Origin of the sequence: Methylobacterium sp. Leaf102 (assembly GCF_001422425.1) — a bacterium.
Classification (GTDB): domain Bacteria; phylum Pseudomonadota; class Alphaproteobacteria; order Rhizobiales; family Beijerinckiaceae; genus Methylobacterium.
The window spans coordinates 577,127-599,484 of record NZ_LMMX01000001.1; the positions used below are offsets into that span (position 1 = coordinate 577,127).

Below are 22,358 nucleotides of genomic sequence, written 5' to 3' on the forward strand. Positions count from 1 at the left end.
GTGTCCGGGGGTCTGCTCGCGGCCCCGGGTCCCTCGCCCCGATCTCAGGCGGCGCGCACCCGTGCGACGAACCGGCCGACCTCCGCGGCCAGGTGTTCCGACTGCCGCGACAGCTCGGACGCCGATGCGAGCACCTGGCTCGCGGCGGCCCCGGTATCCTCCGATGCGCGCGCCACACTGGCGAAGTTGTCCGTCACCTCGCTCGTACCCCTGGCGACCTGCACGACGTTGTGGGCGATCTCCTGCGTCGCCGCCTCCTGCTCCTCGACCGCCGACGCGATGGATGTCGCCAGGCCGTCGATCTCGCGGATGCGCGTGCCGATGCCGTCGATCGCCGAGGCGGCCTGACCGGTCGAGCTCTGGATACGCCGAATGTGGCCCGTGATCTCCCCGGTCGCCCGGGCGGTCTGGTCGGCCAGGGCCTTCACCTCGGCGGCGACCACGGAGAATCCTTTGCCCGCGGCGCCGGCCCGCGCCGCTTCGATGGTGGCGTTGAGGGCGAGAAGGTTGGTCTGGCCTGCGATCGTCGAGATCAACCCGACCACGGCATCGATCTGCGACACCGCCTCGTGCAGTTCCTGGACCAGATGCGCGCTCTGTTCGGCTTCGAGAACCGCCGTCTGGGCGAGATTCGCCGAACCCGCCACCTGCCGCGCGATCTCCTGCACCGATGCGCCGAGCTCCTCGGCCGCAACCGCGACCGTGTTGACGTTGGTGGCGGTCTCCTCGGCGGCGGCCGCGACGCCCGTCGATCTCACGGCCGTCTCCGACGCCGTCGCCGTCATGCTCTGTGCCGTCGCCTGGAGTTCGGTGGCCGAGGAGGACACCAGACCGACGATCCCGCCGACCGCCGCCTCGAAGCCATCCGCCAGGGCGATCATCGTGCGCTTGCGCTCGGCCGCGGCGACCTCCTCGGTGAGCTGCTTCCGCTCGGCCTCTTCGAGTGCCTTGCGCGCCACCATCCCGCGGATCCCCTCGACCGCGCGCCCGACGGCACCGATCTCGTCATGCCGGCCGGCTTCGGCGATCTTGGCGTCCACGGCTCCCTGGGCCATCTGCTCCAGGGCGGCCACCAGGCGCTTCAGCGGACGTGCGACGGTGACGGCCATCATCCGGCTGACGACGATGGCGAGGACGAGCAGCACGGCCAGGGTCGCGACGACCATGATCTCGAACAGGTGCATCACCGGCGCGAAGGCCTTGGCGCTGTCCACGGACAGGGCCACGTACCAATCGAGGGCGGCGGGCAGGTTCGGCACGCGCGCGAACACCGTGAGCGTCGCCCGCTCGCCCTCGCGCGTCTCGACGGGCGACCCGCCGATCTTCGGCGGGGAACCGCCGATCAGCTCGGACAGCGGCTTGCCGATCAGTTCGGCGCGCGGGTGGATCAGGATCTTGCCGGCGCCGGAGACGAGGTAGGCGTAGCCATGCCCGTCGGTCTCGACCTCGTTGATCATCTTGGAGAGGGCCCCGAGGTCGAAATCGCTGCCGGCCACGCCGATGAGGCCGCCCGTTCCACTGGCGGCCGGCGCCGAAGCCGTGATCGTGAGCTGCTTCGAGGTCGAAGAGACGTAAGGCTCCGTCAGCGCGGGACCGTTGGCCTCGACCACGCCCTTGTACCAGGGGCGCTGGCGGGGATCGTAGCCGGCTGCGATCTCACTCTTCGGCATCTACGTGTAGTAGCCGTCGGCGCGCCCGAAGAAGTTCAGCACGAAAGCTTCGCGGGCGATCGGCGCATTCAGGATATCGTCCGTATTCGAACCAGTGCCCGCGATGGTCACCTGCTGGGCCATCAGCCGGGTCAGGTCGAGCTTGCCGCTAAGCCAGTTGCCGACAGCACGTGCAGCGGTCGTGCTCAAGGCGGACATGTTGGTCTGCACATCGGCGCGCAAAGCCGCGGATTGCGAGCGGTAGATGTACGCGGAACAGGCGGCGAAACCGGCAAAGACGAGCACAAGGATCATAGCGGTCGCGCGTCCCGATACGCCAAGACGCATTCCTGAAAAACTCGAGCGCTACATTTGAATTGCCGTCCTTAAAATCACGGACCTTCGCTTATCGCTCAAGATCCAACCTATAAACCTCCCACTCGAAAGATCATCAAATCACCAATTTATGTTATTATTACTATATTTCCCTCCCCCGGGATCCGGTGCCACCGATTGCCGGTACGATGCATCATCCGAACGATGAGCGATCGTCGCCGAGCGCACCCCACCCAGACGCAGGCTCGGCCGCATGCGGTGGGGTTCGCCCTGAAACGAGGGGAGATTTCTGTGTCGGTGGTAGCGATCGGTGCACTGTACGCCGCGACCGACATGACCCGAGAAAAGGCGGCACCCGATTACGGCACGGGCCGCTCGCAGGCGGATCGTCAGCTCGCGAGGCGCTGGTTCTGACGTTTCGCGGCGTCGAAGGCCTGGAGATCGAGGGCCAGCCCGATGATCGTCGCACTCTTCAGGCGGGTCGGATCAATGGCACTGCCGATGCCGTGCCCGAGATAGACTTCTTCCACTTCGGGCGTCCGCATGGCGCCGCCCATGGTCCAGTTCGGGAAGGACCGGCCCTGAACATTGCGGGCATCCATGATCGTGGCCGTCATATGCCGCGGGTCGCGGGCAATGCGGGTGTAGGTCGCACTCACCTGCGCCTGTTCCCCTTCGAGGACCTGGATGAACCATGTCTTGTCGAAAATCAGGAATCCGGTGATCCCATCGCGGCTGTTGTTTCGCTGGGAGGCCGACACGATCTCTCGCAGGTTCGTCAGCATGGCACGATCGTTACCAAGAACGGCGTTACGGCTGTAATAGACAAGCTGATGGATCATCGCGGAATTTCACTCATGAGCCGCTGCGCAACCGGCATCGATTTCGGGACAGCGCAGACGAACAACGCCGCGAAGAACCGTTCGTTTGAATCGAAACCCGACAGCTTGGCCGCGGGGTTAACCGAATCCCGCGTTCGGCGTCCCGGTCCGAAGTCTCGCACCTGGTCCGAAACCCATCGATCGCCGCGATCCCGCGGACCGGGTCGCGAGGATCCCGGCGAACGCAGCCGAGGGGCTCGCCTTCCCGTTCGATGCTGATCCATGTTAAGATTGTTGCCACCGGACGGGTTCGCATTGCCCGCAGTCGCCGATGCGAACACACGATCGGGTGTGCCGTCCCGGGGGCGAAGCGCCATTCCGATCGGGGAGGGCATGACAGTCCTCGGCGGGTTCCCCGCACGCGTGCAGCAGGATCATGAATTTGGAGAGGATATTCTCGACAAACGACGTGAAGTCTCAGGACCGCTTCGGCCTCTGGCGGGAGATCTGCGAAGATCGTCTCGTTCCCATGGACCAGAGTCGTCTGAACGACCAGGCGTTCGATGCGGTGATCGAAGGCACCAGCGTCGGCGGAATGTCCTTCACGCAGTTCGGCTTGAGCAACCTCAAGTGCGCGACGAACTCACGAACGATCCGGCACCAGAACAACAGGACCGACAAGCTATTCCTGAGCCTGGTGCTGTCCGGCACCGTCAGTTCGGAACAGAATGGGCATTCCACGACCGACAGACCCGGCGATCTCTCCATACGCGACACGAACTCGCCCTGGAGGATCGAGCACGGAAATCGTTCGGACGTGCTGGCCATCGAGATCCCCCGGGACCGCCTGGAGAACCAGCTGGGCGCGGCGCGCCATTTCGCGGGTCTGACGATGGATGGCAGCCGGCCGGTCACGATTCTCGCCCGGTCCTACTTTCGCAATCTCATGAGCGTGGGGCATCGGCTGACGCCGCATGCGGCCGAACGCATGACGTCCATCGGCATCGACCTCGTGGCCGCGAGCCTCGCCGAGCGCATGGCGCTGGAGACGCCCAAGGCCCTGCACGGGACGCTGACGGTCCAACGGGCCAAGGCCTATGTGGCGACCCATCTCGGCGACCCGGGCCTCGACGTGTCGCAGGTCGCCTTGGCGGTGGGTATTTCGTTGCGTCAACTCCAGGCGCTGTTCCGCGAGCACGGGCACAACGTCACGGCCTGGATCTGGCACCAGCGGCTGGAGCGGGCGGCGCAGCGCCTGTCCGATCCGGCCTGCCTTCACGTGCAACTGGGCGAGTTGGCCCATGGATGCGGCTTCGCGAGCCAAGCCCATTTCTCGCGCCGCTTTCGCGATCGATACGGTTTGAGCCCGCGCGACTATCGCCACTCCGCGCTGAGCCAAACCGCCGCCCGGATGTCCTGAACCGCGGTAAGATGCGTCGTTCCGGGCATTCGGCGAAGGTGCGGCTCCGAGGACCATGCGGCCGCGCCCCCGACGGCCATGCGGCACGCGGCGTTCAGCGCAGCGACAGCAGGAGGCCGGCCGCCTTCTGGACCGCCGGCGATTTCGCGTGGATCCAGAGCGGATCGTGCTGCACGACCGTCGCCCCGAGACCGCGCTTGAAGTCGAAGACGGCCCGGTTCGAAGCCGGATCGATCCCGCCGAAATCGAACACGTGGCACGTCTCCGCCTTGGCCCGCTCGACGAGGCGCCAGACCGCGAGACTGGCAGCGCTCGTGGCGCGGGCACGATCGTTCGAGGCCGCGTAGAAGTCGGTGCAGCGCTCGGCCGAGAGGTGGGCGATCCGTACGAGGACGCGCTCCCCCTTCTCACGCACATCGAGAATGAGGACGCGCGGGTCGCTGGCTGCGACTTCGCGATAGGCGTCGGGCTGGAGGGTGGTCGCGAACCCCTTGCGCTGCCGCAGGCGCGCGTACATCGCCGTGAAGTCGTCGAACGCCGCCAGCCGTTCCGTGCGCTCCTCGAGGAAGTGCGTCGTCAGGTCGGCGTTCCGCTCGGCCTTGCGCAGATGCCCCCGCCAGCGCGGGTCCATCGCCGCCCGGATCGTTTCGAGGTCCTGGTCCAAGTCGAGTTCGAACGTGTGGTCGCGCGCTTGGACGACGGGGGCGAAACCGAGCATCAGGAGCGCGAGCGTCGCATCCTGGCTCTCGAACCCCTCGTAGTCGATGGCGAGGAGATCGAGCCGCCCGAGATCGAGATGCGCGACGAAGCTCCGAAACACCGCTTCCGCACGGCGTTCGCCCGCACCGGTCAGCAACGGTCCACCCTGGACATGGACGAAACGGACCGGTCCCTTGCGACGCTCCTGCCATTGCACGAACGCGAGTTCCTCGCCATCGGCGGTCACGACCGCGCGCCGGACCGTCAGGCCGCGCCGCGCCTTGTAGGATCCCCAAGGTGTGGCGCAGTAGATGTTTGCCCTCGGCCGAGCCCAGACCCGCCGATCCCAATCCGCATCGTCCGCAATCTCCGCGATCGCGAGTTCGGCCGCCATGTCGTTCCTCGTCTGAGCCGAGCACGGCGCGTCGGCGCGCTCGCCCCTCTCCATAAGCCGTGCATGACTGAAGGATTCGTAACGCGGCGCCCGCCGCCACGTGTGTGCAGTCGTACGTCGGGACCGGCCCGGTCCCGACGTCCCTCCCGGGGGTTGCAGCTGCCCTGGGGTCTGTCGTCGCTGGAGCCGGTCGGGTTCGAGGACCCGCGGCATCCAGCCCCTCGCCGCGCCGGCCTCGACCGCCTTCCGCCCGCCTCTCCGGGAGACGGGCGGTTCCTCGCTTTCGGGATCGCCGTGGCTTACCGCAGGAGCTGAAGGATGCCCTGCTGCGCCTGATTGGCGAGCGACAGGGCCGAGACCGCCAGGGAGTTGCGGGTCGAGAGCGCCTGCGAGTTGGCCGCCTCCTCGTCGAGATCGGCGTTGGTGAGGTTGGCCGCCCCCGTGTCGAGGATGTTGGTCAGGTTCTTGGTGAAGTCCTGCCGGTTCTGCACCACCGAGAGGTTGGCGCCGAACGTGGAGGACCGGGTCCGCAGGGTGGTGGTGGCGCTCGTGAGCTTTTCGATGACGGCGTTGATCTCCTCGTCCGTCTGGAAGTTGCCCGTCGTCGCCGTGAGGCCGAGGCCCTCCGCGTCGAACTTCACGCCCTGGATGTCGAGGGCCGAGGTGTTCTTCTCGTTGAAGCTGACGTGAAGGGTATTCTCGGAGGCGTTGCTACCGTTGCGGAACAGCAGGTTGACGCCGTGGTAGCTCGAATCCTTGGCCTGCTGGGTGATTTGGGTCAGCAGGTTGTTGAACTGCGTCGCAAGGGTCGAGCGCAGCGAGCTGGCGCCCAGGCTTCCGCCCTTGTCGGTGCCGCTGCCCTTGAGGGCGCCGGCCGTGTTGAGCCCCAGGCCGATATCGGCGGTCCCGGCGGCCTTGATCGTCAGCTTCTGGTCCGCACCGGAGGCCACCGTCGAGAAGGCGAGCTTGTTGTCGCTCCCCAGGCTGACCTTCACCTTTCCGTTGAGGCCGGTGTCGTTGTCGATGGCCTTCTGGATCTCGCCGACGAGGCCGGCGGCGGTGGCCGTCTTGGCGCTGCCGATGAGGTTGATCGTCGTGGTGCTGCCGCTGCCGAGGGTGAGCTCGAAGGAGGCGTTGGCGTTGGCGGCGAGGGCGACACCCGACGAGACGGCGGTGTTGGCCTTGACCGAGGCCACCGACGAACCGTCCGTGGCATCCGTACCGGACGAGACCACCGCATCGGCCGGCGCGCCGAGGCCGGCCGTGAAGGTGCCGTTCGCCGGCGTGGTACTGCCGAGGCCGAGCTTGGCCGTGTTGTTCACGCCCGTCAGGCTGACCGTCGCGCTGCCGCCGATGGCGTTCGACGACGCCTTGAGGGCGCCGGTGTTGTCGAATGCGCGATCCACATCCTGATGAAGTTCGTCGAGCTCAGCGCCACGGGGCCGGACAGGCCGGTGCGCGAACTCTCGTTCTCCGACCTCGGGGCGCGGTTCGGCATGTCCCGTTCCCATATCCGCAACGTCCTGCGCGATGCCGAGGGCGCGGGCCTGGTGGAGCGCTCGGGGACAGCCGGCGTGTGCCATCACCTGACGCCGCGCTGCGTGGCCTCGTTCGACCGGTTCGTGGCCGAGGCCCTCTCGTCGAGCGATCTCTCCTGTTCCATGGCGGCCGACGCGGGCGTTCCAGGATCGGGATAGGACCGTCCCGCGGCGCCGGGTGATCGCACGGGCCCTGAACGATGCGGCTTGGATCGTCTGCCCAGGCTCGGCAGGTTGTCGGCCAGGATGGTGTACCGGCGGAAGGCAAAGGTGATCGCCTCCTCTCCGGTCGTGAGCACGGTCGAGCGCGGCGTCTTCGGTCCCATCGCAGCGTCATGCACGAAGGTACGTTTGCGCCACTTCGCGACCGACTTGGAGTTCAGTCCACGCTGTGCGGCAGGATCTTCAAGCGAAGCTTTCGATCGCCGTAGCGCTGTTCTGACCGCGTGCGTGGTCGTGGCGCAGCCGTGAAGAACCCGTCCCCTGACGCCTCCCCGTATGCAGCCAGATCAGCTAAACTGGGGCCGTCGCACCGCGGGACTGAACACCTAGAATCTTTAAGGCTGCCACTGTTCCCGGGCCGCACCGCCATTTTGTTGCTGCCTATTCTGCCGCGATCCGGTCGGAGCCGGGCCGGACCGCCCCGGCTGCGAGGGGCAGTTCGAGGCGGGCGGTGAGACCGCGCGGGCTGCGGTTGATCAGGGTCAGGCGCCCGTCATGGGCCTCCGCGATGGCGACCACGATGGACAGGCCGAGGCCGAACCCGCTCGCCGTGTCGAGGTTGCGTGCCCGGTCCCCGCGCACGAAGGGCTGCAGCATCGCCTCGCGCTCGGCGTCGGGGATGCCGGGACCGTCGTCGCTGACGTCCACCCGCACCCGATGCTCGGTCTGGACGATGCCCAGACGCGCGCCGCCGCCGTACTTCACCGCGTTGTCGACGAGGTTCGTCACCGCGCGCTGCAGTTCCTCCGGCCGGCCCCGCACGAGAACGTGGCGGCTGGCCGCGACGCGGACATCGGCGCCGATATCGGCGAATGCGTCGCTGACGGTCTGGACCAGGGAGGCGACGTCGATGAGCGTCACGGCGCGCCCCTCGCCGGTCTGGCCGTCACGCACGAAGGACAAGGCCGCCTCGACCAGGCCGTTCATCTGGTCGAGGTCGCGCAGGGTCATGGTCCGGGCGTGGTCGTCCTCGATGAATTCGGCGCGCAGGCGCAGGCGCGTGATCGGCGTGCGCAGGTCGTGGCTGATGGCCGCCAGCATCTGGGTGCGGTCGTCGACGAGGCGGCGCACCCGGGCGCGCATACGGTCGAGGGCCTGGGCGACGGCGATGACCTCCTGGGGGCCGTTCTCCGGCAAGGCCACCACGTTCATGCGCGTGCCGAACGCCTCCGCGGCCTGGGCGAGGCGGGCGAGCGGCCGGGTCAGCGCGCGCGCCGCCCATATGGTGATCAGCGACAGCACCACGGCGAGGAACAGGAAAGTGACCACGATGGCCCCCTGCCGGATCGGCGGCCGGTCGTCGTCGGGCACGAGGGCAGAGAAGCGCGCCCCCTCCGGCGTCGTGATCCCGACCCGGATGCCGGGCGGGGTGTCGGCGGCGTCGAGATCGGCGATGGCCAGCGGCCGTCCGAACCCGTCGCGCACCCGCTGCACCACCGTGTGCGACGCCAGGGCCTCGCTCGCCGTCCCCTCGGGCGCCGAAGCCGGCCACGGGGCGATGCGCAGGGTCGGCAGGGTCCTGGCGGCACCGCGCAGGAGGGCGTCGCGCGCGTTCGGCGCCGTGGCGTCGAGGAGGCGCGCCAGGGTCGCGATCCGGGTGGCGGCGACGCCGGGGTGATCGTCGGGCCGCCACGGCTCGCGCAGGGTGAAGAACGCGAGGGTCGCCACCGCGTGGGTCACCACCATGGCGGCGACGATGAGGAGCGCGATCTGACCGGCGACGCTGCCGGGCCACAGGGCGGCGAGGTGGCGTCTGGCGAAAGCCCTCATGTGCGCGTGACCTCCGGCGTGAACAGGTAGCCCCCCGAGCGGATGGTGCGGATGATCTCGGGGCTGCGCGGATCGCGCTCGATCTTCTGGCGGATGCGGCTGATGAGGACGTCGATGCTGCGTTCGAACGGGCCGGCGGCGCGTCCCTGCGTCAGGTCGAGGAGCTGGTCGCGCGAGAGCACGCGGCCCGGCCGCAGGCACAGGGCGTGGAGAAGATCGAATTCCGCGCCCGTGACGGCGATGCGGGCGCCCTCGGGACTGTGCAACTGGCGCAACGACACGTCGAGGGTCCAGTCGAGAAAGTGCAGGCGGCGCACACCGCCCTCGTCCTCGCCCTCCCCCGCCGAGCCCCGCCGCAGGATGGCACGGATGCGGGCCAGGAGTTCGCGGGGGTTGAACGGCTTGCCAAGGTAGTCGTCGGCACCGATCTCGAGGCCGACGATCCTGTCGATCTCCTCGGCCTTGGCGGTGAGCATCAGGATCGGGACGTTCGAGGTGGTGCGCAGGCGGCGGCACAGGCTCAGACCGTCCTCGCCGGGCAGCATCAGGTCGAGGACCACGAGATCGACGCGGGCCTCCGCCAGCGCCCGGTCCATGGCGGGACCGTCTCCCGCGATCGTGACACGGCACGCGTTGGCCCGGAGATAGCGTGCCACCAGGGCGCTGATCTCGCGGTCGTCCTCGACCACGAGGATGTGAGGGGTCGCCGGCTGGGTCATGACGCGGGTCGTTGAGCCTCGGAGTGTACTGCATCGATTATGGCGGCTCGCACCCGCATGGCGAAGGGCCGGGCGCCCACGGATTTGTAACCGGCTGTTTCGCGGCCAGCGCATCGCGGTGACGGATTGCCGGCGACGGATTGCCGGACACCGTGCCGATTCTTATGTCGTTGCGATAGGACGCCGGTTTCGTGACGCTCGTGGATGCGGAGCGCGGCCCCCTTTGGGAGACGACCGATGCAAAGCTCCGACCGGCCCGGCACCAACCGCCTGTTCGACGATTTCGCCCGCCTGATGACCGACGCCGCCGGTGCCGCCCAAGGGGTGCGCCGCGAAGCCGAGACGGTGGTCAAGGCGCAGTTCGAACGCCTGATCCGCGACATGGACATCGCCTCCCGGGAGGAACTCGACGTCCTGCGCGACATGGTCGCCGCCCTGCGCAGCCAGAACGATGCCCTCGCCCATCGCGTCGCCGCCCTGGAAGCCGAACGCGGCTCCGAGCCGGCGGCGGGCGCGACTGAGATCCTCTGAGGTCGACCCGGAAAACCCGGCGTCCCCTCCTGCGGAGGGCGCGGCGCTTGTGCACAGGAAGGAACGGTGGACAGTCGCTTTCCTGTTCACCGGCTTCCGGGCGCGCTTTGAAAGCCGAGTCCGGCACGGTCTATAGTGACCTATGACCTGATTCGCCCCTGCTTCGAACCACCCTGTTCCGTTCTCGACTGACGCCGAACGCATCCGCCGCGGGATGAGCTTGGCCGATCGCGGAAGACGGCGATGCGGGGGCGTCAGACCGCTTCACAACACGCCGACGATCCGTGCCGGATCGCCAAACTGGACCGCCATGACCCAACTCCACATCGAAGATCACGACCGGCACGAGCACCCCCTCGACATCGTCGAGCGCCTCGCGTCGCTGCGCGACTGGATCTTCGACCGGGCCGAGACCGACGAGATGTCGGTGTCGGTCGCCGGGCGCTGGGCCGACTATCACGTCGCCTTCACCTGGATCGAGGACGTGGAGGCCCTGCACGTGGCCTGCGCCTTCGACCTCAAGGTGCCCGAGCGCCGCCGCACGGAGGTGCTCCGGCTGGTGTCGCTCATCAACGAGCAGCTCTGGGTCGGGCATTTCGACCTGTGGTCCACGGACAGCGTGGTGATGTTCCGCCACTCGCTCCTGCTCACCGGCGGCTCCACCCCGACCCAGAACCAATGCACCATGATGCTGAAATCGGCCGTGGATGCGTGCGAGCGCTATTATCAGGCGTTCCAGTTCGTGATCTGGGCCGGCAAGTCCGCGCGGGAATCCCTCGACGCCGTGCTGTTCGAGACCGAAGGCGAGGCGTGAACCGGCTTCCCGCCTCCCTCACCCTGGTCGGCGCCGGCAAGATGGGTGGCGCGATGCTCGCCGGCTGGCTCGCCGGCGGACTCGATGCAGCGCGCACCACGGTTCTCGATCCCCATCCCTCCCCCGAGGTCGAGGCCCTGTGCGCGACGCGGGGGCTCGCCCTCAACCCCGCCACCGTGCCGGCCTCGGACGCCCTGGTACTGGCGATGAAACCGCAGGGCCTGGACACCGCCGCACCGATGCTGGCGGGGCTCGCCGATGCGCGCACCCTCGTGGTCTCGATCCTCGCGGGCAAGACCATCGCCGACCTGCAGGCACGCTTGCCGCGGGTGCGGGCCATCGTGCGGGCCATGCCGAACCTGCCGGCCAGCATCGGCCGGGGGGCCACCGGCGCCGTGGCGAGTGCCGGCACGGAGCCGTCCCGGCGCGTCGAGGCCGAGGCCCTGCTGGCCAGCGTCGGTTCGGTGGAATGGCTCGACGACGAGGGCCTCCTCGACGCGCTCACCGCCGTTTCGGGCTCGGGCCCGGCCTACGTGTTCCTGCTGGCCGAGGCGATGGCGCAGGCGGGCGTCGCCGCCGGTTTGCCAGCCGACATGGCGGCGCGCCTTGCCCGCGCCACGGTCGCGGGGGCCGGCGCGCTGCTCGACGCCACGGACCGCGACGCCGGGCTCCTGCGCCAGGACGTGACCTCGCCGGGCGGCACCACGGCCGCCGCCCTGGCGGTGCTCATGCGGGACGGCGGCGTGTCCGACCTCCTGCGCGAGGCGGTGGCGGCGGGGCGGCACCGCGCGGGCGAATTGTCCGGGTAGGTTCTTTGCCCTAACGAGGCCGCTGCCGTCACCCTACATGGACCGGGACACGAACGAGGATCGCACTCCCCGAGGACCATCCATGCCCAAATCTTCCCCGCGTCATGCCGCCGAGAGCGACGCTGCCGACACGGCCCCGGCCGCGCCGAAATCCTCGCCCCGCGAGGCGGCCGTCGAAGCCCTGATGCGGCTCGCCGCCGAGCAGCCCTGGAACGACATCGAGGTCGGCGACATCGCCCGCGAGGCGGGCTTGAGTCTCGCCGAGTTCCGCGACCTGTTTCCGTCGAAGGGGGCAGTCCTGGGTGGACTCGCCAGGATCATCGACCGCAAGGTTCTGGAGGGCGACAGCACCGATCTCGCCGAGGAGCCGACCCGCGAGCGGCTGTTCGACGTGCTCATGCGCCGCCTCGATGCGATGACGCCCTACAAGGACGCCCTTCGGCGCATCTCCCAGTCCCTGCGCGGCGATCCGCTCTCGATGCTGGCCCTCAATGGGGTCGCGCTGAACTCGCACCGCTTCATGCTGGCGGCGGCCGGCATCAACACCGAGGGGCCGCTCGGGCGCCTCAAGCTTCAGGGCGTGGTCATCGCCTTCGCCCGGACGGTGGACGTCTGGCTCGACGACGACGACCCGGCGCTGGCCCGCACCATGGCGAAGCTCGACAAGGAGATCCGCAACGGTGAGCGCTTCATGGAGCGCGCCGACGATGCGCGGCGGCTGACCGCGCCGTTCCGGGCGCTCGGCCGCTCGCTCCTCGATCGCGGGTCCCGCCGCAGGGCCGACCCTCGCAATGAGGACGAGGGCAATCCCCTCGGCGGAGACCCGGCCGCCGCCATCTGAAACGAGAAAGGGCCGCCCCATCGGGGCGGCCCTTTCGTTAGGAGACGCGGTGCGGATCAGCCGCCGATGCGATCGGCCAAGATCGCCGAGTGGCCGTGCTGGTTGGCGATGTAGGGAAGCGCCTGATTGGCGAACTCGCGGCCCTGGGCGTTGTCGCCGTTGCGCGAATAGGCCTCGTACAGGCCCAGCGTCCGGGCGTCCGAACGGGCCTGCTGACGGGCGTAGGTGCGGTCGAACTCGCGGGCGCTGCGGGCGTTCTTCAGGCTGTCGATGCGGGCCTGACCCTCCGGGCCGATGGCGACGCGGCGGCCGGGCTCGCCGGGGCTGTTGTCGACGAGGCCGACGCCACCAAGCACGCCGCCGACGATCTTCTGGGCGATGGAGGCCGAGATGGTCACCGGGGCGAGCACCACGCCGACGGGGTTGTCGAGGCGGGTCTCGAAGGGCTGGCTGTCGGAGACGACGGTGCCGCCGGCAGTCAGCGAGGTACCCTCGGGCAGCAGCGCCTTGGTGGTGGCCTCGCGCTCGACCAGCACGTTCTTGGCGTAGTTGCGTACGTTCGGGTTGCGCGAGCGCTCCAGGGCGATGCGGCTCGACTCGATGCTGACCGCATCCGACTTCAGAGCGGCGGAGCGGAAGGCCGAGGTGTCACGGGCCTCGACGGAGTTGGCGTCGTATTGCGGCGCCACGCGGAACGACAGGGGCTCCTGGGCCAGCGCCGGGGTGGCGAGGGCGGCAAAGGAGACGCCGAGGGCGGCGAGAAGCTTGGTGTTGATCATGGCGGAGAATGTCCTCACGCGCCTTGATGGCGCTTGTGGTGATGCAACGTGTCGTCCGCCGGCAACGCTTTCTTAAGGGGGGTGTTCCCGCTTGGAGTGCATGGCTGTGCTGCAGCGCACCAAGCTTCACGTTATGCGTGCATGCCCCAGAGCGAGAGGGCTGCGAGATCCGGGCGTCGAAGCGGACATGTCCGGGCCTTTCCTCGTATCCTCGGCCGATGGACAGGGCGGATGGCCGTTCTGAAACTCGGGAGTCGCCGATGATCGTTGCGTCGAGAACGCTGAGACTGATCAAGGATAACATTACGACCGATGTCGTGATTGAACTCGGCGGCCCCGAACCCGACGAAGGCGCCTGGACCTGCCATTACGACATCCACTGGCCTGACGGCCGAGTGAGCAGCTTCGCCACGGGGGTCGACGAAGTTCAGGCCCTGCACTTGGCCCTGCAACGGATCGGCTTCGATCCCTATCGGAGCCCTCATCATCGCGATCGCGCCGGCCATCTCGTATGGGAGCAGGCCGGCGATGGCTACGGTTTCCCGGTTCCGAAGAATGCCCGCCACCTGCTGATCGGTTCGGACATAACCTTCGAAGGCTGAGGACCTTTTGCGGTAGCTCAGTGCGCCTCCTCCCAGTTCAACGCCGCCCGCGCCTCCACCACCAAAGGCACCTTCAACGTCAAAGCGGGCGCCGGTGCCTCGACCATGATCCGAGAGATGACCGGCAAGGCCCTCTCGACTTCGTCCTCCGGCGCCTCGAACACGAGTTCGTCGTGCACCTGCAGCAGCATGCGCACGTTGAGCTTCTCCGCCTTGAGCGCGTCCTCCATGCGGATCATCGCCCGGCGGATGATGTCGGCGGCCGAGCCCTGAATCGGGGCGTTGATGGCCTGGCGCTCGACGCTCGCCCGCTCGTTGGGGTTGTTGGAACGGATCTGCGGATAGTGGCACACCCGGCCGAACAGGGTGGTGACGTAGCCCAGATCCCGGCACAGGCGCTTGGTGGTGTCGATGTAGTCGCGGATGCCGGGGAAGCGCTCGAAATACTGCTTGATGAAGGCGCCGGCCTCCTCGCGGCCGATGCCGAGGCGGTCGGCGAGCCCGAAGGCCGAGATGCCGTAGATGATGCCGAAGTTGATGGTCTTGGCGCGGCGTCGCAGGTCCGGCGTCATCTCGGACAGCGGCACGCCGAACATGGCGCTGGCGGTGGCCGCGTGGATGTCGATGCCGTCCGCGAACGCCTGGCGCAGTTGCGGGATATCGGCGATGTGCGCGAGGAGGCGCAGTTCGATCTGGCTGTAATCGGCCGAGATCAGCCGATTGCCCTCCGCCGCCACGAAGGCGCGGCGGATGCGACGGCCCTCCTCCGTGCGGATCGGGATGTTCTGCAGGTTCGGGTCCGACGACGACAGCCGGCCCGTGGTGGTGGCGGCGAGCGAGAACGAGGTGTGGACCCGGTCGGTCTCGCGGTCCGCATGCTGCTGAAGCGAATCCGTGTAGGTGGATTTCAGCTTGGCGAGCTGGCGCCATTCCAGGATCTTCTTGGGCAACTCGTGGCCGGCCTGGGCCAGTTCCTCGAGCAGGGTCGCGGGCGTCGCCCATTGGCCGTTCGGCGTCTTCTTGGCTCCGGGCAGGCCCATCTTGCCGAACAGGATGTCGCCGATCTGCTTCGGCGACGACACCTGGAATTTCTCGCCCGCATCCTCCTGAATCTCCTCCTCGAGGCGCACGAGGATCTGAGAGAAGTCGCCCGACAGGCGGCTCAGCATGTTGCGGTCGACCCGGATGCCCTGCGCTTCCATGCGGGCGACCACCGACACCAGGGGGCGCTCCAGGGTCTCGTAGACGGTGACGCGCTTCTCGGCGACGAGGCGCGGCTTCATCATCCGCCACAGGCGCAAGGTCACGTCGGCGTCCTCGGCCGCATAGGCGGTGGCCTTGTCGAGGGGCACCCGGTCGAAGGTGATCTTCGCCCTGCCGGTCCCGGCCACGTCCGTGAAGGTGATCGGCTGGTGGCCGAGATGCCGGCGGGCGAGCTCGTCCATGCCGTGGCCGCCCTTGCCGGCATCGAGCACGTAGGAGATCAGCATGGTGTCGTCGAACGGCGCCACGTCGATGCCGTAGCGGGTGAGCACGGACAGATCGTATTTGAGGTTCTGGCCGACCTTGAGCACGCCCGGATTCTCGAGGAGCGGCTTCAGGCGGGCGATCACCACCTTGAGATCGATCTGCCCGGCGGCGGGCTGGAACACGTCGGTGGCGGCCTTGGCGTCGCCGAACAGGTCGCCCTCGCTCGCCGTGACGGGATCGAGGTGGCGCAGGGGGATGTAGGCCGCGCGCCCCGGCGCGACGCAGAGCGAGATGCCGACGAGATTGGAATTGATGGCGTCGAGGGCGTCGGTCTCCGTGTCGACGGCGACGATTCCCGCCTCCTCGGCCTCGGCGATCCAGGCGTCGAGCTGCTCGACGAGGCCGATGGTCTCGTAGGCGGCGGTGTCGAACGGCTTGACGGACTCCGCCGCGCGCGCCGCCACGAGGTCGGCGGGCGTCGCCTCGGAGGATCGGCGGGCTTTCGGCGCGACATCGGGCAGACCGAGATCGGCGAAGGGATCGATCTCAGGCCCCTCCCCGGGGGCCAGGGGCACCGGGTCGCCGAGGGCCTGCGCCGCGAAGGGCGCGTCCTCGGCCTCGGCCCGCTGGGGCAGCAGGGCCGGATCGGGCTGCACCGCCTCCGGGTCGACATGGAGCATCTGGGCGATGCGCCGCGTCAGGGTGTTGAACTCCATGGCCTTCAGGAAGCCGACGAGCTTCTGCGGATCGGGCTTCGGCAGGCGCAGGTCGTCCAACGGGATCGGAACCGGCACGTTCTCTTCGAGGGCCACGAGCCTTCGCGAGAGCCGGGCCTGATCGATGCTGGCCAGCAGGGTCTCGCGGCGCTTGGGCTGCTTGATCTCGCCCGCCCGCTCCAGCAGCGCGTCGAGGCTCCCGTATTCCTTGATCAGCGCGGCGGCCGTCTTCAGGCCGATGCCAGGCACGCCCGGCACGTTGTCCGAGGTGTCGCCGATGAGCGCCAGGGCGTCGCCGATCTGCTCGGGGGTCAGCCCCTCCCACTTGGCGATGATGGCGTCGCGGTCGAGGTTGCGCTCGGGGCGGTGCCCGGCCTTGCCCTTGGTGCCCGACTCGAAATCGTAGAACCGCACCAGGGGGCCCACGAGCTGCATCAGGTCCTTGTCGGACGAGACGATGATGACGCCGGCCCCCCGCGCCTCGGCCTGACGCGAATAGGTGGCGATGAGGTCGTCGGCCTCGTAGCGGATGAGCTCGATGGGCTGGAGGCCGAAGGCCCGCACGGCATCGCGCATGAGCGGCATCTGGCGCTTGAGGTCGTCAGGCGCGTCCGGCCGGTGGCCCTTGTAGTCGGGATAGAGTTCCTTGCGGAACGAGCCTTCCGACTTGTCGAACACGATGGCGAGGTGGGTCGGCATCACGCCCGCCGCCCCTTCCTGCACGAACTGGGCGATCTTGGTGCAGAACAATCGCACCGCGCCCGTGGGCAGGCCGTCGGAGGGGCGGGTGTTGTACTTCTGGTCCTGGTTGATCGACTGGAAGTAGGCGCGGAAGATGAACGACGAGCCATCGACGAGGATGATCTGATCGCCGGGGCCGACGGGCTTTTCGGAGGAGACAGCGGTCATCGGCCACGCAGGTTCGAGAGAGGGATTCGTGAGTTTGCCGACCCTAAGGAGGTGTCGACGCGACTTCGATACGGCAGACTGCGACGAGTTCGTCCAGGCGCTCCGTGAGCGTGAACCACATCATGTCGAGTTCGACGCGATGGTAGCCGTGTCGATAGGCGTTTCCCGCATTGGCGACCACACGCCAAGGAACATGCGGGTGCCGCTCTTTGGTTTCCGCCGTGAGGCGCCGGCTCGCTTCAGAGTTGATTTCGAGACAACGCACCCCTGCGTAGACCGTGCGCTCATCGGCAGCGAACGTCTCGTATGTCATCCCGCGAGTGAAGCGGCGACCTTTCTCGACATTCGCGATAATATCGCTGCACGCAGAATGCTCGCGCTCAGAAAGCATCGATTGCGTCGCGTTCAGCGTTTTGGCGCACACGCTCCTCGAAAGTCTCGCGATTGGCGACATCGACGGTGACGGGGAACATGTCTTCGATGAAATGGACGACGCCGACATAGTCGTACACATCACGCACGGTCTCACGGTCGAGCACGATCACGACATCGACGTCGCTCGTTGCCGTGGCATCGCCCCGTGCGACTGAGCCAAACAAAGCAGCGTGCCGAACACCGCGTTTCCGCAGCTTGCCCTCGTGGCTTCGTAGAATATCAATGGCGGCTGCACGGTCCATGAAAAGGACCTTAGCTGAAATCCAGGATCGGCTGAAGCACCTCGAAGCCCCTCAGCGCGCTGCGCCCACCGTATCGGCCATCCGCGCGTCGCGGGTGCCGAGCGGCTGCTCCGCCCCCACCGTGGTGTCCACTTCCGTCTGGTGCTCCATCTCGGCGTTGATCTCGGCGCCCACGAGCACGATGGTGGTGGAGATCCAGATCCAGGTCATGAAGCCGATGGCGGCCCCGAGCGAGCCGTAGGTCTCGTTGTACTTGCCGAAGTTGGCGACGTACCAGGAGAAACCGAGGGACGTGACGAGCCACGCGACCCCCGCGAGGGCGCTGCCCCAGGTCACCCAGCGCCAGCGCGGCGCATCCCGGCTCGGGCCGTAGCGATAGAGCAGCGCCAGGCCACCCAGCACGGCGAGCAGCAGCACCGGCCAGCGCAGGAGGGCGATGTACCAGGCCTCGGTGCTGAGGCCGACGATGCCGATCACCGCCGGCACCACGACGATGCCCACCAGCGCCAGGACCACGAACAGCAGGGCGCCGGCGGTGAAGGCGAGGGAGCGCAGGTTGAGCCAGACGAAGTTGCGGGTCTCACGCTCCTCGTAGACGACGTTGAGGGCGGCGAAGACCGCCTTCATCCCGCCATTGGCGCTCCACAGCGAGAGGGCGATGCCGGTGAAGAACGTGATTCCGAGGGTGGTGTCGCCCTTCTCTGCGATGCGCTTGACCTGGTCGCCGACGATGTCGAGGGCGCCGGACGGCACGATGCCCTGCAGGTTCTGGAGATGATCGTTGATGGTCGCGACATCGGCGACGAGGCCGTAGCAGGACACGAGGGCCGCCACCGCCGGGAAGATCGCCAAGAGGACGTAGAACGTCACGCCCGCCGCCACCGACACGATGGCGTTCTCGGAGATGTCGTGGAAGACCCGCAGGGCGATGTCCTTCCAACCCTTGGCGGGAATCTCGGACGGTTTCGAGGCCCCGCGTCCCCGCTCCGGCTCGGCCCGGGCGACGGATTTGGCGTCGGCCCCCGCATGGGACGGCGAAGGCTCGCGGGTGGGCTCCGGACGCTCCGTTCGGGCCTCCCGTCCGGTCCGACGCGGAAGCGCCACCAAGCCGAGAAGCGCCGTCGCCAGGGCCAGGGTCCAGACCATCGTCGGACCGTTCGGGGCCGTACCGTCGGAAATCTCGGCGTCGTTGCGCTCTGCCATACCTTCGTCCTTCCAGGCGCTGGCCCGCGACTCGGCACGCTACCCCCTCGACAACCGGCCAGGAGTCACCGAAGTTTCACGCGAACGTGAATTCAATATCCATCGGCGCATCCAGGATGCCCGATCCTCCTTCCAGGGTGACTCACGGCACGGATTTTAACGATCCGCGTCGTTAGGAGGCTGGAACGATGCTTGCCCCTGCCCGCGACACGGGCGAAGGGGCGACCGGTAGCCCGATCCCGCGCAACCTCGACTGGAGACCGACGCCCCGTGCCGCATGCGACCGAGCTGATCGCCATCATTGCCCTAGGCCTCGTGCTCGCCTTCGTGTGCGGGATGCTGGCGCAGCGCCTTCGGCTGCCGCCCCTCGTCGGCTACCTGCTGGCCGGTGTCCTCGTCGGCCCCTACACGCCGGGTTTCGTCGGCAACAGCGCGCTTGCCGGCCAACTCGCCGAGATCGGCGTGATCCTGCTGATGTTCGGCGTCGGCCTGCATTTCTCGATCAAGGACCTGATGGCGGTCCGCACCATCGCCCTGCCGGGCGCCATCGTGCAGATCGCGGCGGCGACCGCCATGGGCGGAGGCTTGGCTTGGGCCTGGGGATGGGGCGTCGGGGCCGGCCTCGTCTTCGGCCTCGCCCTGTCGGTCGCCAGCACCGTGGTGCTCCTGCGTGCCCTGGAGGAACGACGCCTCCTCGACAGCGACAAGGGCCGCATCGCCGTGGGCTGGCTCATCGTCGAAGATCTGGCGATGGTGCTGGCCCTCGTGCTGCTGCCGGCGCTGGCGCCGTCCCTTGGCGGCGAGGGCGCGGGCGGCGCGCACCACGTCGGCGACGGCAACATCTGGCTCACCCTGGGTCTGACCCTCGCCAAGGTCGCGGTGTTCGCGGTGGTGATGCTGGTGGGAGGCCGCCGGGTGGTGCCCTGGCTCCTCGATCAGGCGGCGCGCACGGGCTCGCGCGAACTGTTCACCCTCGCGGTCCTGGCGCTGGCGCTCGGCATCGCCTTCGGTTCGGCGGAGCTGTTCGGCGTCTCGTTCGCGCTGGGCGCCTTCTTCGCCGGCATGGTGCTCGCCGAATCCGATCTGAGCCATCAGGCGGCGGCCGATTCCCTGCCCCTGCAGGATGCCTTCGCGGTGCTGTTCTTCGTGTCCGTCGGCATGCTGTTCGATCCCGGCATCCTCATCCGCGAGCCCCTGTCGGTGCTGGCGGTGCTCGGCGTGATCCTGGTGGGCAAGTCCGCGGCGGCGGTGGCCATCGTACTGGCCTTCAAGCATCCCCTCGGTACGGCGCTCACCATCGCGGCGAGTCTCGCCCAGATCGGCGAGTTCTCGTTCATCCTCGTCAGCCTCGGCCTGTCGCTGAAACTCCTGCCGACGGAGGGACGCGATCTCATTCTCGGCGGCGCGATCCTGTCCATCACCCTGAACCCGCTGTTCTTCGCCCTGACGGACTGGGTCGGACGGTCCGTCGCCGCCCGGCCGAAGCTGGCCGCGCGCTTCGAGCGGCGCGGCGTGGACGCGTTGGCCGTCTCCCTCGAGACCGCTTCCCGGCGCGGTCACGCCATCGTCGTCGGCTACGGCCGCGTCGGCAGCACCATCGGCAAGGCGCTCAAGGCCTGGGATTTGCCCTACATCGTCGTCGACCGCGACCGCCGCCGGGTCCTCGACCTGCGCAAGGACGGCATCGAGGCGGTGTTCGGCGACGCCACGGCGCCCGGGATCCTGCACGCGGCCGATATCGAGGCGGCGCGGATCATCGTCATCGCGACGCCCGAGCCGCACACGGCGCGGCGCCTCGTGGAACTCGCCCGCGAGATGAGCCCGGGGATCGATACCTTGGTGCGCACCCACAGCGACACGGAGCGGCGCCATTTCGAGGAGCGGGGGGTGGGCCTCGTGCTCATGGCCGAACGCGAACTCGCCTTCGGCATGACCCTCTACGCCCTGCGCAGCCTCGGCCTGAAGGAGGGCGAAGCCCGCATCTTCGTGGACAGCACCCGCGTCGAGAGCCGTTCGGCCCCCGTCGAGGCCGGGATCGACCACGGCGTGCCGGAACTGCGGCCGCACAAGGAGGATGCGACGGAGGGATGACGCCTTCCATCGCAGGGAGCCCGCACGTCACACCACGGGATCGCGGATCATCGCCTGGATGCGGGTCATCAGGGTGTCCACCGAGAACGGCTTGGTGATCATCGCCATGCCGGGTTCGAGGAAGCCCGCCGAGACGGCCGCGCTCTCGGCGTAGCCGGTGATGAACAGGACCTTGAGATCGGGACGGGCCAGGCGGGCCTGATCGGCGAGCTGGCGCCCGTTGAGGCCCGGCAGGCCGACATCGGTGACGAGGAGGTCGACGCGGCCCGCCACGGACAGGGCGCGCAGGCCCGAGGGTCCGTCCACGGCCTGGATCGCCCGGTAGCCGAGGTCGTGGAGCACCTCCATGATGACGTCGCGCACCACGGGCTCGTCCTCGACCACCATCACGGTCTGTCCGTCGCCGCGCGGGCGCGTCGTCACCGTCGCGTCCGGGACGGTCTCGTCGAGTTCGCCCCGGTGGCGCGGCAGATAGAGGGTGATGGCCGTCCCCTGCCCGACCACGCTCTCGATGCGGGTATGGCCATCGGACTGGCGGGCGAAGCCGTAGATCATCGACAGGCCGAGGCCCGTGCCCTGCCCGAGGGGCTTCGTCGTGAAGAATGGGTCGAAGGCCCGGGCGATCACCTCCGGCGTCATGCCGGTCCCGGTATCGGCGACGCGGATGCGGACATACTCGGAGCGATCGCCGGGCTTGCCGGATTCGGCCTCGTCCCAACGCGCATTGCTCGTGCGGATCGACAGGGTGCCGCCATTCGGCATGGCGTCGCGGGCATTGATGGCGAGGTTGAGGATCGCGTTCTCGAGCTGGTTCGGATCGCACAGGGTCGGCCAGAGACCGGGATCGGTCTCGATCCGCAGGTCGATGGACTCGCTGATGGTCCGGCGCAGCAGGTCGGACATGCCGACGATGAGGGCGTTCGCGTCGGTCGCGCGCGGGTCGAGGGGCTGGCGCCGGGCAAAGGCGAGGAGGCGGTGGGTGAGGGCCGCCGCCCGGTTGGCCGAGGACATGGCGGCTTCGATGTAGCGCTGCAGGTTCTCGTGGCGTCCCTGGGCCATCCGGCTCTGCATCAGGTCGAGGGAGCCGACGATGCCGGTGAGCAGGTTGTTGAAATCGTGGGCGATGCCGCCCGTGAGTTGGCCGACCGCCTCCATCTTCTGCGACTGGCGAAGATCCTCCTCCATCCGCTCGCGCTCGGCGGCTTCCGCGCGCAGGCGTGCATTGGCCTCGGCCAGTTCCGCCGTGCGGGCGGCGACCTGCGCCTCCAGGGTGGCGCCCGCCTCGCGCAGCTGACCGGCCTGGGTTTCGAGTTCGGCGTAGAGGGCGACGACGCCGCGGTTGGTCTCG

20 protein-coding genes and 1 pseudogene are annotated in these 22,358 nt (G+C 68.3%); 8 read left to right on the plus strand and 13 right to left on the minus strand.

Features of this window, described 5'->3' with window-relative positions; genetic code table 11:
• Positions 1-44: 44 nt before the first annotated feature.
• The 3 genes from ASF27_RS02780 to ASF27_RS02790 all read right to left on the minus strand — a co-directional run bounded on the left by ASF27_RS02780 (position 45) and on the right by ASF27_RS02790 (position 2,827).
• Entirely contained in the window at positions 45-1,670 is a 1,626-nt protein-coding gene (locus ASF27_RS02780) for a methyl-accepting chemotaxis protein (RefSeq protein ID WP_056357519.1), read from the minus strand.
• Entirely contained in the window at positions 1,671-1,964 is a 294-nt protein-coding gene (locus tag ASF27_RS02785) for a hypothetical protein (RefSeq protein ID WP_056357521.1), read from the minus strand.
• Between the two features lie 410 nt (positions 1,965-2,374).
• Positions 2,375-2,827 carry a BLUF domain-containing protein gene (locus tag ASF27_RS02790; protein WP_056166206.1) on the minus strand — a complete coding sequence of 151 codons (453 nt, stop codon included), beginning with the start codon at positions 2,825-2,827 and terminating at the stop codon, positions 2,375-2,377.
• Between the two features lie 415 nt (positions 2,828-3,242).
• Here ASF27_RS02790 and ASF27_RS02795 point away from each other — a divergent pair, with 415 nt between their 5' ends.
• Positions 3,243-4,226, plus strand: coding sequence for a helix-turn-helix domain-containing protein (locus ASF27_RS02795; protein ID WP_082478756.1), 984 nt, complete (start codon positions 3,243-3,245; stop codon positions 4,224-4,226).
• A 94-nt stretch (positions 4,227-4,320) separates the two neighbouring features.
• Here the strand turns inward: ASF27_RS02795 and ASF27_RS02800 are convergent, their stop codons facing one another.
• Positions 4,321-5,319, minus strand: a complete 999-nt coding sequence (locus ASF27_RS02800; protein ID WP_056263274.1) for a GNAT family N-acetyltransferase — start codon at positions 5,317-5,319, stop codon at positions 4,321-4,323.
• 299 nt (positions 5,320-5,618) lie between these two features.
• A complete protein-coding gene (locus ASF27_RS02805; RefSeq protein ID WP_056357524.1) occupies positions 5,619-6,725 on the minus strand; it encodes a flagellin in 1,107 nt (368 codons plus the stop codon).
• A 6-nt stretch (positions 6,726-6,731) separates the two neighbouring features.
• Here ASF27_RS02805 and ASF27_RS02810 point away from each other — a divergent pair, with 6 nt between their 5' ends.
• Complete coding sequence (locus tag ASF27_RS02810; protein ID WP_056357527.1) at positions 6,732-7,016, plus strand: GntR family transcriptional regulator; 285 nt, start codon at positions 6,732-6,734, stop codon at positions 7,014-7,016.
• Between the two features lie 444 nt (positions 7,017-7,460).
• Here the strand turns inward: ASF27_RS02810 and ASF27_RS02815 are convergent, their stop codons facing one another.
• The gene (locus tag ASF27_RS02815) at positions 7,461-8,849 is read right to left on the minus strand and encodes an ATP-binding protein (RefSeq protein ID WP_056166193.1); all 1,389 of its coding nucleotides are present in this window, start codon (positions 8,847-8,849) and stop codon (positions 7,461-7,463) included.
• Positions 8,846-9,568 carry a response regulator gene (locus ASF27_RS02820; protein ID WP_056166190.1) on the minus strand — a complete coding sequence of 241 codons (723 nt, stop codon included), beginning with the start codon at positions 9,566-9,568 and terminating at the stop codon, positions 8,846-8,848. The genes ASF27_RS02815 and ASF27_RS02820 overlap by 4 nt, the downstream gene beginning before the upstream one ends.
• 237 nt (positions 9,569-9,805) lie before the next feature.
• Here ASF27_RS02820 and ASF27_RS02825 point away from each other — a divergent pair, with 237 nt between their 5' ends.
• From ASF27_RS02825 to ASF27_RS02840, 4 genes are all read left to right on the plus strand, one after another.
• Positions 9,806-10,099 carry an accessory factor UbiK family protein gene (locus tag ASF27_RS02825; protein WP_056166187.1) on the plus strand — a complete coding sequence of 98 codons (294 nt, stop codon included), beginning with the start codon at positions 9,806-9,808 and terminating at the stop codon, positions 10,097-10,099.
• 310 nt (positions 10,100-10,409) lie between these two features.
• On the plus strand, positions 10,410-10,913 hold the full coding sequence (locus tag ASF27_RS02830) for a YbjN domain-containing protein (protein ID WP_056088634.1): 504 nt from the start codon (positions 10,410-10,412) through the stop codon (positions 10,911-10,913).
• Positions 10,910-11,722: a pyrroline-5-carboxylate reductase gene (proC, locus tag ASF27_RS02835; RefSeq protein ID WP_056263268.1), complete on the plus strand. Its 813-nt coding sequence runs from the start codon at positions 10,910-10,912 to the stop codon at positions 11,720-11,722. The genes ASF27_RS02830 and proC overlap by 4 nt, the downstream gene beginning before the upstream one ends.
• An 82-nt stretch (positions 11,723-11,804) precedes the next feature.
• Complete coding sequence (locus ASF27_RS02840; protein WP_056166181.1) at positions 11,805-12,563, plus strand: hypothetical protein; 759 nt, start codon at positions 11,805-11,807, stop codon at positions 12,561-12,563.
• Between the two features lie 56 nt (positions 12,564-12,619).
• Here the strand turns inward: ASF27_RS02840 and ASF27_RS02845 are convergent, their stop codons facing one another.
• Complete coding sequence (locus tag ASF27_RS02845) at positions 12,620-13,342, minus strand: DUF4142 domain-containing protein (RefSeq protein WP_056357529.1); 723 nt, start codon at positions 13,340-13,342, stop codon at positions 12,620-12,622.
• A 260-nt stretch (positions 13,343-13,602) separates the two neighbouring features.
• On the opposite strand from ASF27_RS02845, the gene ASF27_RS02850 reads away from it, so the two are divergent.
• Complete coding sequence (locus ASF27_RS02850; RefSeq protein WP_056357532.1) at positions 13,603-13,944, plus strand: hypothetical protein; 342 nt, start codon at positions 13,603-13,605, stop codon at positions 13,942-13,944.
• A gap of 17 nt (positions 13,945-13,961) precedes the next feature.
• Here the strand turns inward: ASF27_RS02850 and polA are convergent, their stop codons facing one another.
• The 4 genes from polA to ASF27_RS02870 are packed head-to-tail and all read right to left on the minus strand — an operon-like array spanning position 13,962 to position 18,919.
• A complete protein-coding gene (gene polA / locus ASF27_RS02855) occupies positions 13,962-17,039 on the minus strand; it encodes a DNA polymerase I (RefSeq protein WP_056166173.1) in 3,078 nt (1,025 codons plus the stop codon).
• A gap of 43 nt (positions 17,040-17,082) precedes the next feature.
• Positions 17,083-17,430 carry a HepT-like ribonuclease domain-containing protein gene (locus ASF27_RS02860; RefSeq protein WP_056263259.1) on the minus strand — a complete coding sequence of 116 codons (348 nt, stop codon included), beginning with the start codon at positions 17,428-17,430 and terminating at the stop codon, positions 17,083-17,085.
• Entirely contained in the window at positions 17,420-17,716 is a 297-nt protein-coding gene (locus tag ASF27_RS02865; RefSeq protein WP_056303095.1) for a nucleotidyltransferase domain-containing protein, read from the minus strand. Before ASF27_RS02865 ends, ASF27_RS02860 begins: the two co-directional genes overlap by 11 nt.
• 51 nt (positions 17,717-17,767) lie before the next feature.
• On the minus strand, positions 17,768-18,919 hold the full coding sequence (locus ASF27_RS02870; RefSeq protein ID WP_056357535.1) for a YihY/virulence factor BrkB family protein: 1,152 nt from the start codon (positions 18,917-18,919) through the stop codon (positions 17,768-17,770).
• A gap of 270 nt (positions 18,920-19,189) precedes the next feature.
• Between ASF27_RS02870 and ybaL the strand changes: the two genes are divergently transcribed.
• The gene (ybaL, locus tag ASF27_RS02875) at positions 19,190-21,010 is read left to right on the plus strand and encodes a YbaL family putative K(+) efflux transporter (protein WP_056166163.1); all 1,821 of its coding nucleotides are present in this window, start codon (positions 19,190-19,192) and stop codon (positions 21,008-21,010) included.
• Positions 21,011-21,037: 27 nt separating this feature from the next.
• Here the strand turns inward: ybaL and ASF27_RS22975 are convergent.
• Positions 21,038-22,201, minus strand: a pseudogene (locus ASF27_RS22975) (ATP-binding protein); the annotation flags it as partial.
• Positions 22,202-22,358: the final 157 nt, after the last annotated feature.

Excerpts from the sequence above, each read along its gene's own strand:
- ASF27_RS02780 (WP_056357519.1), bottom strand. The coding sequence starts at position 1,670 with ATGCCGAAGAGTGAGATCGCAGCCGGCTACGATCCCCGCCAGCGCCCC.
- ASF27_RS02785 (WP_056357521.1), bottom strand. The coding sequence starts at position 1,964 with ATGATCCTTGTGCTCGTCTTTGCCGGTTTCGCCGCCTGTTCCGCGTAC.
- ASF27_RS02790 (WP_056166206.1), bottom strand. The coding sequence starts at position 2,827 with ATGATCCATCAGCTTGTCTATTACAGCCGTAACGCCGTTCTTGGTAAC.
- ASF27_RS02795 (WP_082478756.1), top strand. The coding sequence starts at position 3,243 with ATGAATTTGGAGAGGATATTCTCGACAAACGACGTGAAGTCTCAGGAC.
- ASF27_RS02800 (WP_056263274.1), bottom strand. The coding sequence starts at position 5,319 with ATGGCGGCCGAACTCGCGATCGCGGAGATTGCGGACGATGCGGATTGG.
- ASF27_RS02810 (WP_056357527.1), top strand. The coding sequence starts at position 6,732 with ATGAAGTTCGTCGAGCTCAGCGCCACGGGGCCGGACAGGCCGGTGCGC.
- ASF27_RS02815 (WP_056166193.1), bottom strand. The coding sequence starts at position 8,849 with ATGAGGGCTTTCGCCAGACGCCACCTCGCCGCCCTGTGGCCCGGCAGC.
- ASF27_RS02820 (WP_056166190.1), bottom strand. The coding sequence starts at position 9,568 with ATGACCCAGCCGGCGACCCCTCACATCCTCGTGGTCGAGGACGACCGC.
- ASF27_RS02825 (WP_056166187.1), top strand. The coding sequence starts at position 9,806 with ATGCAAAGCTCCGACCGGCCCGGCACCAACCGCCTGTTCGACGATTTC.
- ASF27_RS02830 (WP_056088634.1), top strand. The coding sequence starts at position 10,410 with ATGACCCAACTCCACATCGAAGATCACGACCGGCACGAGCACCCCCTC.
- ASF27_RS02840 (WP_056166181.1), top strand. The coding sequence starts at position 11,805 with ATGCCCAAATCTTCCCCGCGTCATGCCGCCGAGAGCGACGCTGCCGAC.
- ASF27_RS02845 (WP_056357529.1), bottom strand. The coding sequence starts at position 13,342 with ATGATCAACACCAAGCTTCTCGCCGCCCTCGGCGTCTCCTTTGCCGCC.
- ASF27_RS02850 (WP_056357532.1), top strand. The coding sequence starts at position 13,603 with ATGATCGTTGCGTCGAGAACGCTGAGACTGATCAAGGATAACATTACG.
- polA (WP_056166173.1), bottom strand. The coding sequence starts at position 17,039 with ATGACCGCTGTCTCCTCCGAAAAGCCCGTCGGCCCCGGCGATCAGATC.
- ASF27_RS02860 (WP_056263259.1), bottom strand. The coding sequence starts at position 17,430 with ATGCTTTCTGAGCGCGAGCATTCTGCGTGCAGCGATATTATCGCGAAT.
- ASF27_RS02865 (WP_056303095.1), bottom strand. The coding sequence starts at position 17,716 with ATGGACCGTGCAGCCGCCATTGATATTCTACGAAGCCACGAGGGCAAG.
- ASF27_RS02870 (WP_056357535.1), bottom strand. The coding sequence starts at position 18,919 with ATGGCAGAGCGCAACGACGCCGAGATTTCCGACGGTACGGCCCCGAAC.